Source organism: Halomonas sp. AOP13-D3-9 (assembly GCF_052379125.1).
GTDB lineage: Bacteria > Pseudomonadota > Gammaproteobacteria > Pseudomonadales > Halomonadaceae > Vreelandella.
The window spans coordinates 46499-60280 of record NZ_JBQSYH010000023.1; the positions used below are offsets into that span (position 1 = coordinate 46499).

Genomic DNA, 13782 nt, shown 5'->3' on the forward strand with positions numbered 1-13782 from the left:
GATAGGAATCACTATGTACGAAGCACATCACGACGACGATGAATTGCAGGAAGCGAGCACCAATCAACGTCGATCACGTCGCACTGTAGATAGGGAGGTGCTAGCTCACGAGGCAGAGCTAATGGTGGGCGCATTGACTGCTGATATAGAGGCAATTATGGGGGAGTACACAAGGCAGTTACTGGACATCGTTGAGCGCATCCGACAGGCCCAGCCACGCACCCATGGGGCGGTACTTTTAGATGTTAGCCGGTGTGGTTATGGATGCTTGGGATGCCCCCACCCGGTATGGCGTAAATGGGTCAACCGACAACAACATAGTCGGCACGCACCCTCAACCTGGCACGCCGTCAGGATACAGCGTCCCGGGGTTGCTGCAAGGGCGAAAACCGTGCCGCAGGAGGCACGCGAACTGATAGCTGAAGCACTCGTACTGATTGAGCGTAGAGCACGCTTTATTGACCATTTAAAACGCATCAACAAGGCCATTGGCACTGCACGCTACTATAGACCAGAGCTAGGCCAACAAGGACGTAATGAGGATAACTAGACGCCTGTTTTAAGCGCACGAAAGCACCTTTGTATATGGCTCGTAGGTTCACTCTATGAGCCATTTTTTTTGCCTAGTGGGGGTGCATAGAGGCACACCGCAATGGCAACTATTCCGCGATGCTCCAACTCGTAGCAATGGTCACTCGCTATATACTCTCCCCTCATAACAGAGAGGTAGAACCGCGTGCTAAGTAAGCACTCTATGTGCATCTATGTACCTAGAGGAGGATATAACCAAACGTCCGTGGCCAGAGCCAACGAAGGGTAGGGCAGGGGTGTTCTGGTATGCAGGGAGCAACCGCTTGATTGCAACCACAATTACGACATGTAAACGATTATCTTGCGGTTTAGTAGCCATGCCACCGCGCTCAGTGCTGGCGCCTTCGAGGCGTGAACAGCAACGGGGATAATGTCCTTGTCGGGGAGTGGGGAAGCCGTGGCACTGTGCTCGATGTTGGCGCCTTCGAGGCGTGAGCAGCAACGGAGATAATGTCCTTTTCGGGGAGTGGGGAGGCCATGCCATCGTGCTCTATGCTGGCACCTTCGAGGCGTGAGCAGCAACGGGGATAATGTCCTTTTCGGGGAGTGGGGAGGCCGTGCCACCGCGCTCTATGCTGGCGCCTTCGAGGCGTGAGCAGCAACGGGGATAATGTCCTTTTCGGGGAGTAGGGGAGCCTTGCCACCGCGCTCAATGCTGGCGCCTTCGAGGCGTGAGCGCTAGGAGGAAAAAGAAGGTAAGAACGAAGTTGAAATGGGGCGGCTTTCGGATTAAGTGAACGCAAATACTAGGCGTTTCGAGGCTTGCCTCGTATTCTGCCGCGAAGCGGCCCATGTGCTTTTCGTGGCGTGCAAGAGCGGTCTATCTGCAAGGATCATATCATCAACTCTGCAGGCCCCCTTGCCCAATTCTACGAAGTGACTTGGGGGCGGTTTTTCGCCTTCTTATTGCGCAAAACTAGGCATGTTGTGGCCTGCTTCTTTTTCAGCCGCGAAGCGGCTCATGTGATCTCGTTGACCTGAAGAATAACTGCAACGGTGAACACAACAATAACACTCGCGATGATCCACATTTATTCATTCATAAAGCGGAAAAGATGCGCACAAAACGATGTTCAAGAATGCTAAAATACCGCCTAAAATTAGATGCTTATATGCAAACAAAGGGAAGCCTGGAAATTGGCCGTTATTGAGATGGCCGAAGGGAGCTAGTAAAATTGCTCGCTGTAACTCGAACGGATCACGGCCTTATAATCAAATCAGGGTAGTCGGGGGGAGGTTCCCTAGTCCTGGCTAGCAGCCGCTCTTGTCCTCAACTCATTCAAGCCTGCTCTATGGCCCAAACGCCACGCGCCTCGCCAGCAGCAAGCTATCATGGAAAGGGGATAGCTATTGTTGTTTGGGATATTCCCCCCTGAATTCATCCATGCTCTTCAGTAGGTCCAGGTAATCAATTCCGCCCGTAATTAGCCGTGTCTTTGTGGCGCGTTCATACATCCACACACTCCATAACTTCATGTGCGTGGAAGCGCCCTCTAAGTCCTTGGGCATCATCCCACCCCATTCAGGGTCATCAGCCATAAACTGGAGAGCCCGATCAATGGCGCGATCCAGATCATTTTGTGGTGAATAAAAATCCCCGAGATGTACCTGTTCGGCCAGGATCATAACGGCTAGAACCGGATAGTTAAGCCACTCTGCGAATCTTTCAATTACATCCCGCCCTAGGCTACTGGCAACTCTTCGCCCAGTTTTCAAGTGACTAAGCGTGCTCGGAGCAATGCCAAGGTGGTCAGCCAAGTCCGTAGAAGGCAGTCCTTCGCCTACGGCTCGTTCAAAGATTATCTGAACGAGCTTGTAGCCGGGTGTTTCCGGCCCTATTTGCAGGAAGTCGGATCTAGGTCCTTTGGGCTTTCCCTTCTGTCCGTCCTTAGGGCCTGATCCACTCTTTCGTTTACCTGCCTCGATGACCTTACTGAGGTCTTTATCTCTATTTCCCTGATCCAAGTCTCTCTCCCCATATGCCAGCTGGCATGTCTTCTAGTCAAATAGAACTATACCGGATAACAAATTCTAATACTTTTCGCCTATCCAGCGCCGCTTTGTCAGCGGCAAGATTGCATCCGTACATCTTAACCCAGGAGTAAGCAATGCTCATCGGCCGCATCGAGCACGATCCCAAAAAAACAGTTTCCCTGCATCTCCCAGAGTCAACGCTCGGTCGACTTGAGCAGTACAAGGAACTGTACCAACAGACTTTCGGCGAGAAGGTTACCAATAACGATCTGGTAGACCTGATGCTCACGAATGTCATGGACAGAGACCGCGAATTCAGACGGTTCGTGAAGGAGGAAGAGCGTAAGAAAAAGCTGGAGGCGAAACAACAGGAAGGAAAGCAGCAACAAAGTGGCTCTGAAAATAGCCCCTCAACTGGCCAAGTTGAGGCAGGTACTCACGCTGAGGGTAAAAGCCATCAGCGTGAGCAACGCCAGGTATAAGGGCTCTAGGTCTCGATATGCTGTGCTTGGATGATCTCACACATCTGTTCAACCTTGGGGACAACCCGCTTCCACTTGGTACGCAGAACACGATGATTGCCTGTGGCCCAACTGCGAACAGAGGTAACAGCCTCGTCTGCAGCTACGGCTATCTGGCGAGGGGTCATCATCTCCATCCAGCGATCCACAGTCTCTTTTACTTCGTTGGAGTCCACCCAAGCACCGCCTTCAATGGCGTCGTTCTCCTCCATGATTTCATCAATGGCATTGAGCACTTTGTCATAGGCCACCTTTCTTGGGATCGCTCCCCCTGTCCAGGTATGTATGGATGCCACAGAAATCGAGCATTCGAGCTTCGCCGTCAAGTGCTCAGCTATCTTGGCCAATGTCATGCCGTAATCGTCTCGCAGAGTCGCAATGCGTCGAGCCAAATCACTGTCGGTAGTGCTGCGTACAACACGCCCTCGGGTTGTTGGAATGCTGACTTTGATCTCGCAACCATGCCTTTCAAGCGTGTTGATCAGATCGTTCAGGAGTTCGTCACGCATGACTAACCTCTATGAATATTTGGCAAGTCACCCGCCTTCTGAGATGCAGCGACTTGTTGGTTGGACGGCAGCCCGATTGCATATCCCCAGACAGTGGCAGGAGGACATGAAACAGGAAATTTATGTAGCCTGGTTCTCTAAGGAATATGACCCTTCATATTCCCATGATGCGATCATGAAATATGCTGGTGAGGCGGCTTTCCTGGCGGTCAGTACATGGCGCCGCCACACCATCCTACCAGTTACTGTTCACAAGGCTGGACAGCCTGATAGCGAACCCAGGGCTGAGCAGTTTGATCTGATGGCTGAACAGATTCCTGGTTTCACTGAAGAGTTCAACGACGAAATCGACGTTGACCCTGAGGCATACGTTGAGGCCACTTCGATGGCTTCAGCGCATCTTATCGACCTCCCCAAACGCTCAGCTCGATCAGAGCTGTCTCATGAAAACCTGCTGGCTCTTCACTGCGAAGGCCTATCGCCTGCTGAGATAGCAGCCGCAGCGAACATGACCGAGCGCAGCGTCTACCGCAGATTGGAACGCCTTAAAAATGGAAATCGTAGTACAGTATAGTAAAATTGCAGCGTTATCGGTAGCGCTCTCAGGAGCTGCTTTATCCGCGAACGCATTTGCCTCCGACCAGGATCTGGGTGTACTTGGTCCTACCTGGGAAATCGTAGAGCCAGACATGCGGCTTGCGATAGTGGCCGAGGCCCATGGTGTCGACTGGGGGGCCATTAATGAGCGCATGACAGGCCAGGCGCAGAGTCATACTCAAGACATCCCTGACTGGTTCGTCCCGATAGCCGAGCACACCGAAACCAATTTCATAGATCCCTCCTATACGCTGGAAGAAGACATCGAAGCCCTGAAGCGACAACCCGATGGTTCATACCAGTGGGGGGTCATTTATGAGGCCGGCACCAAGGTCAACCCCCTTGAGCACATACAGCCTGATAACTGGCTCCTCGTAGTTGACCTTAGAGCCGATGAACAACGTGAGCTGGCCATGACCCTAAAGGCCCGCCACCCAGCCAACTTAACAGTGATCGTCACAGCCGGAGACCCTGGCAATTTGGCTTCGGAGCTTGGCCATGCCGTGTACTTCGCCGAGGAGTGGCATTTCAACCGGCTGGGCATCACGCACACCCCCTCTTTAGCAGGCGTTCGGGACAGTCAACCAAACGTTATCGAAGTGACCCATTTCGCCTATCCCTACGATGTCACTACCCTGGAGGAACACCTGCCATGAAGAGGTTACTACTCTCTGTTCTGACTGTTGCAGCCCTCACAACGGGAAGCGCTTATAGTGCATCGCCGTTATCGGGTTCAGCCGCATGTCGGGGAGAGGTTTTCAATCCTATCAACGACCCGAACTGGAACAACATGTTTCCGGTAACGGTAGCTGGAATTTCCATGGGCGGTGGGTCAAATCCTTCCCTTATGCACATGGACCCAATCTGCTTGTGTCCAGGGCCCTATGGCATCGACATGCCAGGGATCGGCATGACGTTCTGGGAGCCAACGTTTCTGGCTGAAGTGGCGCGAACACCTGGCTGTATGTCGACTCTCGGCGGCACGCAGGTGCTTTCCGGGTACGACTCCCTGACCTCAAACCAAACGTATGGCTCGGGACGTGGAGATAGCAGCGTTACCAGGATGCAGATCCATTGGTATATCTACCCTCTGTTCAGCGCACTGAACATGATGAGTTCGCTGGGGTGTATGAACACCTCCGGGTTTAATCTTGCAGACCTCACTGAGGTCGACGCTACTTGGCAAGATGACACATGGACATCTATCGCATTTCCAGAGTCTGCTCTCTTCGCGAATCCAGTTGGTGCTCTTTCGTGCATCCCTGACGCCGTTGCTTCTGCAGCGGGTCGTCCCCTAGACATGATGTTCTGGTGCCAGGGCTCTCAGGGCGTCGTGTATCCCCTAACTGGCTCAAGCACCACTCACAGCTCCCCCCAAGGAGGCAATCTACACGTCCTTGGAAAGTACATGCAGCGAAAGACGCGCATGGCGGGCCTGTTATCAACTACCGGTCCATGGGCTGAATGCCAATCCGTTTACCTACCGAACATGATTCGCAGCCAATACCGTATTGATCCAGTGGCGCCGGTTGCCAGCAACCAAACCGCAGTCCTTGGAATGTCTGAGTTCCGCTGGGGGATGCTGCCACCCGCAAACACCGCCGTTCGTACTGATTCCGCATTTTTAATCTGGGTAGGTAAGCAATGCTGCGCACTCTGACCGCTATTACTCTGTCGCTAATAAGCACATCGGCGTTATGCCAACAATCACCCGTAGAGGCCGCTCAGGGCGCCTTCTCCGCTCTACAAGGCACACAGGCACCTAGTGGCCTGTTCACTGGACAGGGGAGCCCAGAGGCCATCCTCGAGGCGATGGGAACTGGATCAGGTGGTTCAACTGCAGGCCGAACAGCCGCCACAGATATGCTTGATAACGTCCGGGCTCAAGGCGAGACGGGAGGAATTGCCGACCCGAAAATGGCCGCTGAATGGCAAGCACTGAGGGAATCATTAGACCTTGGTGAGCAGGATCGGCTGTATTTTTTTATCTCATTCTCTATGCCCGAGAGCTTGATCCGTGGCTATGCGCTTGATGCAGCTAGAGCTGGAGGTGAGCTAGTTCTGCGCGGAGTGGAGCCGGGTATGACCCTCCGTGACTTCACCATGGAACGCTTGCTGAAGGTACTACGTCCTGGAGGCATGACTGCACCGATTCAGATCGACCCGCGACTATTCGACACCTACGAGATTGAGACCGTACCCACGATTGTCCTTGCTAAGGAAGATCCCATGGGCGTGTGTCAGACCGCCAAGCGCCAAATCGGCGAGATCGATGGCCAACAGCTTGAGTACCAGGGCTGCCCTAAGGGCAACCCAGAGGATTACTGGAAGGCAGAAGGGTCAGTAACTGCCCTATATGCCTTAGAGCAATTCAACAAAGGCGGTGCCAGCAATGCTGAGGTCTACATCAACGCGCTCAAGGGCGAGGGCGCCGAAAGTGCTCCTGAGCAGGGAGGCATTGCATCAGCTCAGTGGGAGTCGCTGAGCGACGAGCTAGCTGAGCGCAACGCACAACGACTCCGTGAGCGGTATCAAGGCACTGATCGCGAAGTTTACGACACGCCAATGGGGCCGGCTGTTGGTCCCGCGGGACAGAATACTGATCATCTCTGGGAGGACTGACATGCCGAAGGGCTCTTGCTTAAAACTGTTTGCCATGGGGGCCGCTTTTGCGGCCCTCGTGCCCTTGAGCGACGTGGCAATGGCCACCCCTAACCAAGCGGGAATGAACGCTGGGGGGGCCTGGGCTCGAGATTTCAACCCAAGCAATGCGTTCCGCTCTGCTACATCGAATCTGGGGCTTGAGGATACGAAAACATCTGGTGAACTTGGACGAGAGGTGGGGCTCCAGGTTAAGCAGCAACAGCAGCGAAACTTTAGATGTCGCGACGGGGCTCGGCTCACGGCAGGAGGCATCCGAGTTTTTATCGAAGAGTGTGAACAAAGCAACAATGGTGAGCTTGAGCGGATCAGCGTATCCGTATGTGACGCACTAACTCAGGGGATACGGTGTAGCGATGATCGCTATACGGTCACAAGAGAAATACCGTCTGGAGGAGAAGCCTCCTTCAGCGGAGGCAACTTGTACGGAGCATATCGAGTCGAGGCTGAATGCTCTTCATCGTCTTGCACCATGACTATGCACCAACTTCACGGGGATGCATGGGGTGGCAATGATATGCGTCAGAAAGGGAATGATAGGGTCAATCAAGATCCCAATCATCCATCAAATACAATTAGCGATGTTCGGGATAACCCTACTTTTGAGCGTGGCAGTAACTTTGCTGATGATCGCTCAAAATGTCTTGGTAATCAGATAAACCAACTGTTCAGTGAAGGTGATATTCCAGTCTCATGTGACCCCAACGACCCAAGGACAATTGATTTTCTTGATATCAATGCAGGTGGCGAATGTCAGCCGGATAAAATTACAACAGATTCATGCGTAGTCGATATACCGACAAGACTCGTTACATGTGAACCTGAATCGCGGGAGTGTGAGGTAAAACGAGACTCCGAAGAGTTTAGCTGCGCTAGAAAACTTGAAGTGACGGGAATTAAAATTCCTACATGTGAAAATGGCGATCACCTTTTAACTATAACAAGCGACCCCTGCCCTAGCTGCGTCGATTACCTCAGATATAACTTTTTCTGCCAAGACCAAGGCTACCGAGTTGTCTATGACACGGTAAAGAAGTCAGATGGTTCACGTCATACAGGCCCTCACTCAAATGTCGTCAGTGGCGGGTTAAATACCAATGTACCTAAAACAACTGTTATAGAGGACTTCAGCGGAAGAAAATGCTTTCGAGTAGCTTACCAGCAGAGCTGTAATGGCACTACCTGCAATGTCACAGCTTACTTTGAAAACCCCTGCAAGAACATTAGCTATTCAGGTTCAAATAGCTTCCCTATACCAATGAGAATCGAGTTCACAGATAGGGTGATCGATGAATGTACTGGTTTAGAAAGCAGACGGCCTGAGTTATAAACTATGAAATATATTCATCTAATAGCTTTAGTAATTTATCTAATAATGCCTCAGGTTACCTTTGGGGCTTTAAGCGACTATCAAGAGTGCTACAAGGTCGGAGAGACATGTATTGACTCTGCCCCTAGAACAATAATGGGTGAAACAGTCAGACGAGAATGCTGGGAATATGCCGTTACTTATAGATGTTACGGCGATCCATATAGCCACACATGCAACCTCGAAGCACTACAGAACGATGATGACTGGGAGTTGGTAAACACGTTTGGAGAAACTTATCCAGCGACCTATTCGCAATACTCACGCATTCTTCCTGACAGCTGGATCGAAGAATGGCAAAAGAGTGAATCCACATGTAGTGCTGACACTTCTTTTGGCTGTGGCCCTGATATAACCAGCACAGATATAAAAGATGCTTCTGGGAATGTTGTCGGCCAGAAGGTAACTAAGCGCTGTTACATAGGTGAGACACCACGCTGCAATAACGACCCCAACTGCAATGTCACGAGCTACGACTGCACCAGCAAGCAAGATGGTTTATGCGTTCGGCAGGAGCAGACGTATACATGTCGGGAGGATGGTAAATGCGATCCAAGCGACTACGAGATTATGCCTGAAGTTAGCGATGACGAAGGCGCCTTTTCAGACGCCATAGCCGCGGCAGGGGTAATGGACATGATCGCTGCCGAGGGTGGATTTGATGACAACATGCGTATCTTTTCTGGCATGGAGCGAGAGTGCAAAGCCATAACTAGCGATTTTCGTCGCATGATGGAGTTCAATGCGACCGTATCAACCGTTTTGGCAACGTATTTTGGTGGACCGCTTGGGGCTGTCTTAGCCGGTACTGCATCGGCAGACATTCTGAATGCTATTGAACACATGCAATGCTGCCAGGAAGACCCCGAAGACGTTGTGTTGACCAGCTCCTTTATCTCAATGGCAACGGGAATCGGAGCTGACTACTGCGACCTAGAAGATGTAGAGCTTGCAGCTGCACGCATGGCAAAACGAGCCGTCCAAGTTACACCCGGCTTTGTCCCTACCAATAACACTCTATGCACGTTCGCAGATTATATTTATAACGCGCCGGCAAAAGGTGACATGTCCTACGCGAAGCAAATTTGCGCCCATTGGACAAGGCCATGGTCGATTGCAAACACCCAAACTCAGGTAGATAGATACCAGCGCTGGTGTGAGTTTGACTCGATGCTTGCAAGAATTATCCAAGAGCAGGGTCGAGAACAGCTTGCCGAGCTGGCTTCGCAAAACGCAGGTGGAGCTGTTACCAGGCGCATTGAGTTTCCTTTTTACAATGCTGCTGGAGGATGGTCGAACGAGCTAAATGTTAACGGCAATCGAGTGCGGTTCTGGCAATGGAAAGAGGAGTGCTCTACCGATGAAGGGTTTACCAATTCGATGTTATCTGGATACGACTGCCCTTCAAGCCCAGACATTTATGCTGCGGTCTGCTCTGAATCCTCATGCGGGACTCCGCCTGATCACCCTGTTTATGGTTTTAGCCCGGGCTGGGAAACCCATCGCCTTGCAGCGGAAGATCACCACACCCGTGCGATCAACCGATATTCGGTTGTAGAAGGCGGGTGTTTTGAAGATGGTAGCTGTGAATACAAAGTTCACGCTTGGAAAGCTGGCGCTGGTGGCCAGATGCGCATCCCCCTAGATATGAAGTGGCCAATCAACTTCCCTAATGATGGATGGGGCGAGTTTTCTTGGGCGCATAACAATGTTCACTTCGAGGCATTTACCAATCCACTAGGCACCGACTCTCCTACCAGAGGGCTGCGGATGTGTATCGGGTCATCTTATGAATGCCGCCCCGAATCGGCGTGGAATGAAGTCAACATTCAGAATGACATCACCAATTTGAAACACTATGTCAGCAACAGTCCCCCTGTGACTCTCACAGGAGGATGTTCCGTTGAGGAATGTGAGTTTAGAGCTTCAATTGAAGTCACTCTTACCGCTAAGCCGTGGTACACCTACTCAGAAAAGAAGTACGAGCCGTGCATGCTCAAGGTTTTGGGTAGCTGTGTGACCAAGGCCTCCACAACTTACGATCGCCAGTACCACCCAGACTGTACCGGGTTCACTATTGACGAGTTCCTTGCACTTGATCTCGGCGATATGGACTTTTCGGAGTACGTGGAAACGTTGTCGGAAAAAGCACAATCGGAGTTCAACCAGACATGGGCAAGATAGCTTTTATTCAAGCTACTTGTGTGGTGATGGCATTGGCATCTACGGGTTCCTTCGGGAGCCCAGTAGACCGAATCACTGCCCAAGCTGAAGCGCTAGCATCGGGAGCAGCCGGCTCTGAAGAAGTGGTGCAGAACGCAGGGCATAGGCCTTTTATGTTTACGCCCAATAATGGGTATGTAGGCCTAGAAACCCAGCTTGATGTATCGCTCACTTACTCCTCCTTTGAACACGGTGGGCAGAACATTAGAAGTGTTGAAAAAGCCGTTGTCGACTGGGGTGACGGCTCCAGTCCGACGACAGTGATTCCTGGCACTCCCGCCTACCATACGTATGGCCACCGCACTAAGGAGGGGACAATTACACCCAATGGAAGTGTTGTCTATTCCGGCAGGATTACCTTCTTGACTACTTCAGGCATTGCTTATACCGAGCAGTTTGAATACAGCATGTGGAATTCCTTTCTTGACTCACTTATACCCGGTGGCAGATCACTACCCAACACTATGCTACCGAGCGTTAGTGGAGCTGGGGGTAGAGACCGATTGCCCAGCGGGTACTTTGATAGGAACAATAAATAATGAAAACTCTCTTTAAGTGTGCACTGTGCTTGGTAACAGCAACCATAGCAGTGTTTGCAATTGCGCAGGAAAGCGCAAATGAACCCACGCATAAGCTATACGGCGGCCATGATGCTGGGGCGCTACGTAGCAAGTCGCTTATGTTGACCAGCCAGTTAGATTGGATCAATGCCTGGTCGCAGAACCTCGGTGGCAAGCCGCCAGAGGATTTGCCACAAGGTTATATCGGCGTTCTAGTCTTTGCGTCGTACCCAGGACACCTCATAAGCCTTCATCCTTTGGACGATAGTTCATCTATGACTATCCGCTGCCATCAAGTACCGCTGCCTGATAGCCGTAGCTACATCGCCCCAGCAGCATGGGCAGCTGGGATATTCAGTGCTGATAGCGTAACGCTGGAGGATTGCCCATGATAGCCGGCAGGATGGATGCGCTAGCGCTTACCGCAATTGCAGCCGGCGTTGCGGCCGCTACACCTTGGGCGGCTGGCACCTTTCCTTCGTGGCCTGCCGGGGCCCTAGGATCGCTAGGCATGGCTCAGCTCACCTGGAGCCAGGCTATGGCCAAGCTGCGCCAATACGATGAAGATTCGCGGGAGGGGTTCGTGCTGCCTTCAGACGAACCTGTAGATGATAAAGGGTCTTCCTTGCATATCGGCCTGACCACCGACAAGAATACGCGAATCAACATGCCCGACATCCTCGGACAGCGACACACAGCGATCGTGGGACAGTCTGGTGTGGGTAAGACCACTCTTGGTGAATACATCCTCTGGCAGCAAACAGCGCGGGGCCGCGGCTGGCTATTCATAGATGCCAAGATCGATCGCGACACACGTGATCATCTAGCGTATATGGCCAAAGTGACAGGCCGCGAGGATGAACTCTACATTATCGACGTATCAGACCCCGATAATGCTAACACCTATAACCCTGTTCTTCATGGCGATCCAGACGAGGTGGCGTCCAGGCTGATGAACCTTATACCATCAGCTGAGAACAACCCAGGTGCGGATCACTACCGACAATCCGCCAACCATGCACTAACTGTCATCATTGCCGCTTTGCAAGCTTCAGGGCAATTGTATCACTTCGGTGACCTGTCAATTCTGCTGCAGTCTGATCGAGCGCTTGAAAACCTGGAGCGAATGACGCCTCAAGGCCCAGAGAAGCGGGCGCTATCGATCTTCCTCGACCAATTCCGTACCCGTACCAAGGAAGGGACAAGAATCGACCTCAACCGCATGAAGCAAACGCTGGGCGGGATGGCAGGCCGGATTGCACTGTTCGCCCAGGGCAAGTTTGGTAAGGTATTCAACGTCTACGCCCCAGAAATCGTGCTTACCGAGATCATTCGCAAAGGGCACATGCTGTATGTCTCCCTTCCGACGATGGGCAAAGACACCGCGGCTCTCAATCTTGGGAAAATGATAGTCTCCGATATCCGCTCTGCAGTTGCCTACATCCAGGATCTACCCAAGAATGAAAGGCCAGAGCACTTCATTGCTCTCCTGGACGAGATGGGCGCTTATGTAATGGAAGGGGTGGGCCGTCTCTTCGAGCAGGCGCGATCGGCCAATATCGCACTGATTCCGGCATTCCAGTCCTTTAGCCAGCTCAATCGAGTCTCGCCCGACTTTGCAGACATCGTAATCCAGAACACATGGAACAAAATTTTCTTCAAATTCGGTGCGAAAGATAGCCCTGAAGAGGCCGCTGAAATACTTGGCAAAACCAAGCGATTCCAACGTACAGTGTCCGTCTCGGCAAACCAGGGCGAGAGTGCGCAGTATCTGAGAACCACCCCACAATCCAGTATGTCCGATGGCGGTGGCATGGGTGAAAGCTGGCGTGAAGTTGAGGAGTTTAGGGTTACGCCTGATCAGTTGCGAGCCATGGACATGGGGCAGGCGGTGATGATGATGGGCGCACGCATGTATCATTTAAGAACACCAATGATTAACTATCCCAAACACATACCTTCTTTTAAGGTAATAAAACGCAAGATGAAGATTCCTTCCGACAAGCAGGCGCTTAACTTTGAAGAACGGCTAAATGAGTTTCTTACAGCAACAGCTTAGGGTGAAACCATGATTACAGTATTGTTTTGGGCAACTATCGCCATCTTCGCAATGTTGCTCTTAGGTATCCTTCCGGGCGTAAAGGAAGTTTTTAGGCCACTAATGGATATTATATCGAAGGGAACTGTTGAGATATTGAAGTTCGCAGGGGGCTATATCCTTTGGCTTGCCAAGACGATAATTCATGCCCACATCGACCTTGTTACCCATTTATGTCATAAGCGCTCGTACTTTGACCCTGCAGAAAAGATGAGAAAATAGATGCTTCTTGTTTGACTTTGAAATCGTCGTACAGTAAAATTTAATAACAGTACGGTAATTGCGCCGATCACTCGGAGGTCGAAATGGCTAACAAGAATCGTAAAGCTCGACGCCAACGTGCGATCGCAGCGCGCCAACGTTCCGCCCAAAATAATAGAGGCTCATTCTTAGTTAATGAACTTCAAAACTTGATTGGTGCAGAAGAGAAAGATGTAATTAATGCCGCTCGATGGAGAGCTAAACAGAACATATACATTTTTCTAGCTGTAAACTTGGTAATAGTTCCATGCCTGTTGGTATTTAGCTACTTCAATTGGGATGGCGCTCCAGGCAAAGTGCTGCCCTTTGTTTGGGCAGGGTATATTCTGATTCTTATATTCCAAACAAGAGCGATGATAAGGTTCAAGCGGATCATCAAAAACGCATAATAAATGGCCCCCGAAGGGGCCATTTTCAT

Annotated in this window: 13 protein-coding genes; 11 read left to right on the forward strand and 2 right to left on the reverse strand. The window is 51.5% G+C overall.

The features are described from left to right. The first annotated feature begins 13 nt into the window (after positions 1-13). Positions 14-550: a hypothetical protein gene (locus ACT3UM_RS21300; protein ID WP_498902056.1), complete on the forward strand. Its 537-nt coding sequence runs from the start codon at positions 14-16 to the stop codon at positions 548-550. Between the two features lie 1388 nt (positions 551-1938). On the opposite strand, the gene ACT3UM_RS21305 is transcribed toward ACT3UM_RS21300, so the two are convergent. Further along, positions 1939-2556, reverse strand: a complete 618-nt coding sequence (locus ACT3UM_RS21305; RefSeq protein WP_342583250.1) for a helix-turn-helix transcriptional regulator — start codon at positions 2554-2556, stop codon at positions 1939-1941. Positions 2557-2699: 143 nt separating this feature from the next. On the opposite strand from ACT3UM_RS21305, the gene ACT3UM_RS21310 reads away from it, so the two are divergent. Next, positions 2700-3047: a DUF2274 domain-containing protein gene (locus ACT3UM_RS21310; protein WP_498902057.1), complete on the forward strand. Its 348-nt coding sequence runs from the start codon at positions 2700-2702 to the stop codon at positions 3045-3047. A 5-nt stretch (positions 3048-3052) separates the two neighbouring features. On the opposite strand, the gene ACT3UM_RS21315 is transcribed toward ACT3UM_RS21310, so the two are convergent. Continuing rightward, positions 3053-3595 carry a hypothetical protein gene (locus tag ACT3UM_RS21315; RefSeq protein ID WP_342583252.1) on the reverse strand — a complete coding sequence of 181 codons (543 nt, stop codon included), beginning with the start codon at positions 3593-3595 and terminating at the stop codon, positions 3053-3055. Here ACT3UM_RS21315 and ACT3UM_RS21320 point away from each other — a divergent pair. The 9 genes from ACT3UM_RS21320 (at position 3594) to ACT3UM_RS21360 (ending at position 13753) form a co-directional block, all read left to right on the forward strand. Beyond that, positions 3594-4169 (forward strand): helix-turn-helix domain-containing protein, encoded by a 576-nt coding sequence (locus ACT3UM_RS21320; protein ID WP_498902058.1) that lies wholly within the window; start codon positions 3594-3596, stop codon positions 4167-4169. The two genes, ACT3UM_RS21315 and ACT3UM_RS21320, sit on opposite strands and share 2 nt — an antisense overlap. Beyond that, entirely contained in the window at positions 4147-4848 is a 702-nt protein-coding gene (locus ACT3UM_RS21325; RefSeq protein ID WP_498902059.1) for a hypothetical protein, read from the forward strand. The genes ACT3UM_RS21320 and ACT3UM_RS21325 overlap by 23 nt, the downstream gene beginning before the upstream one ends. Then, positions 4845-5852, forward strand: a complete 1008-nt coding sequence (locus tag ACT3UM_RS21330; protein ID WP_498902060.1) for a TraU family protein — start codon at positions 4845-4847, stop codon at positions 5850-5852. The genes ACT3UM_RS21325 and ACT3UM_RS21330 overlap by 4 nt, the downstream gene beginning before the upstream one ends. Before the next feature lie 203 nt (positions 5853-6055). Further along, positions 6056-6814 carry a type-F conjugative transfer system pilin assembly protein TrbC gene (locus tag ACT3UM_RS21335; protein ID WP_498902061.1) on the forward strand — a complete coding sequence of 253 codons (759 nt, stop codon included), beginning with the start codon at positions 6056-6058 and terminating at the stop codon, positions 6812-6814. Position 6815: 1 nt separating this feature from the next. Continuing rightward, complete coding sequence (locus ACT3UM_RS21340) at positions 6816-8183, forward strand: hypothetical protein (protein ID WP_498902062.1); 1368 nt, start codon at positions 6816-6818, stop codon at positions 8181-8183. 135 nt (positions 8184-8318) lie between these two features. Continuing rightward, positions 8319-10406 (forward strand): hypothetical protein, encoded by a 2088-nt coding sequence (locus ACT3UM_RS21345; protein ID WP_498902063.1) that lies wholly within the window; start codon positions 8319-8321, stop codon positions 10404-10406. A 577-nt stretch (positions 10407-10983) separates the two neighbouring features. Then, positions 10984-11397, forward strand: a complete 414-nt coding sequence (locus tag ACT3UM_RS21350) for a hypothetical protein (RefSeq protein WP_498902064.1) — start codon at positions 10984-10986, stop codon at positions 11395-11397. 119 nt (positions 11398-11516) lie between these two features. Then, positions 11517-13064: a type IV secretory system conjugative DNA transfer family protein gene (locus tag ACT3UM_RS21355; RefSeq protein WP_498902065.1), complete on the forward strand. Its 1548-nt coding sequence runs from the start codon at positions 11517-11519 to the stop codon at positions 13062-13064. 344 nt (positions 13065-13408) lie between these two features. Then, the gene (locus ACT3UM_RS21360) at positions 13409-13753 is read left to right on the forward strand and encodes a hypothetical protein (RefSeq protein ID WP_498902066.1); all 345 of its coding nucleotides are present in this window, start codon (positions 13409-13411) and stop codon (positions 13751-13753) included. The last annotated feature ends 29 nt before the right edge of the window (positions 13754-13782 follow it).

Coding starts and splice junctions, on each gene's coding strand:
- ACT3UM_RS21300 (WP_498902056.1), top strand. CDS start 14: ATGTACGAAGCACATCACGACGACGATGAATTGCAGGAAGCGAGCACC.
- ACT3UM_RS21310 (WP_498902057.1), top strand. CDS start 2,700: ATGCTCATCGGCCGCATCGAGCACGATCCCAAAAAAACAGTTTCCCTG.
- ACT3UM_RS21320 (WP_498902058.1), top strand. CDS start 3,594: ATGACTAACCTCTATGAATATTTGGCAAGTCACCCGCCTTCTGAGATG.
- ACT3UM_RS21315 (WP_342583252.1), bottom strand. CDS start 3,595: ATGCGTGACGAACTCCTGAACGATCTGATCAACACGCTTGAAAGGCAT.
- ACT3UM_RS21325 (WP_498902059.1), top strand. CDS start 4,147: ATGGAAATCGTAGTACAGTATAGTAAAATTGCAGCGTTATCGGTAGCG.
- ACT3UM_RS21330 (WP_498902060.1), top strand. CDS start 4,845: ATGAAGAGGTTACTACTCTCTGTTCTGACTGTTGCAGCCCTCACAACG.
- ACT3UM_RS21335 (WP_498902061.1), top strand. CDS start 6,056: ATGCTTGATAACGTCCGGGCTCAAGGCGAGACGGGAGGAATTGCCGAC.
- ACT3UM_RS21340 (WP_498902062.1), top strand. CDS start 6,816: ATGCCGAAGGGCTCTTGCTTAAAACTGTTTGCCATGGGGGCCGCTTTT.
- ACT3UM_RS21345 (WP_498902063.1), top strand. CDS start 8,319: ATGGGTGAAACAGTCAGACGAGAATGCTGGGAATATGCCGTTACTTAT.
- ACT3UM_RS21350 (WP_498902064.1), top strand. CDS start 10,984: ATGAAAACTCTCTTTAAGTGTGCACTGTGCTTGGTAACAGCAACCATA.
- ACT3UM_RS21355 (WP_498902065.1), top strand. CDS start 11,517: ATGGCTCAGCTCACCTGGAGCCAGGCTATGGCCAAGCTGCGCCAATAC.
- ACT3UM_RS21360 (WP_498902066.1), top strand. CDS start 13,409: ATGGCTAACAAGAATCGTAAAGCTCGACGCCAACGTGCGATCGCAGCG.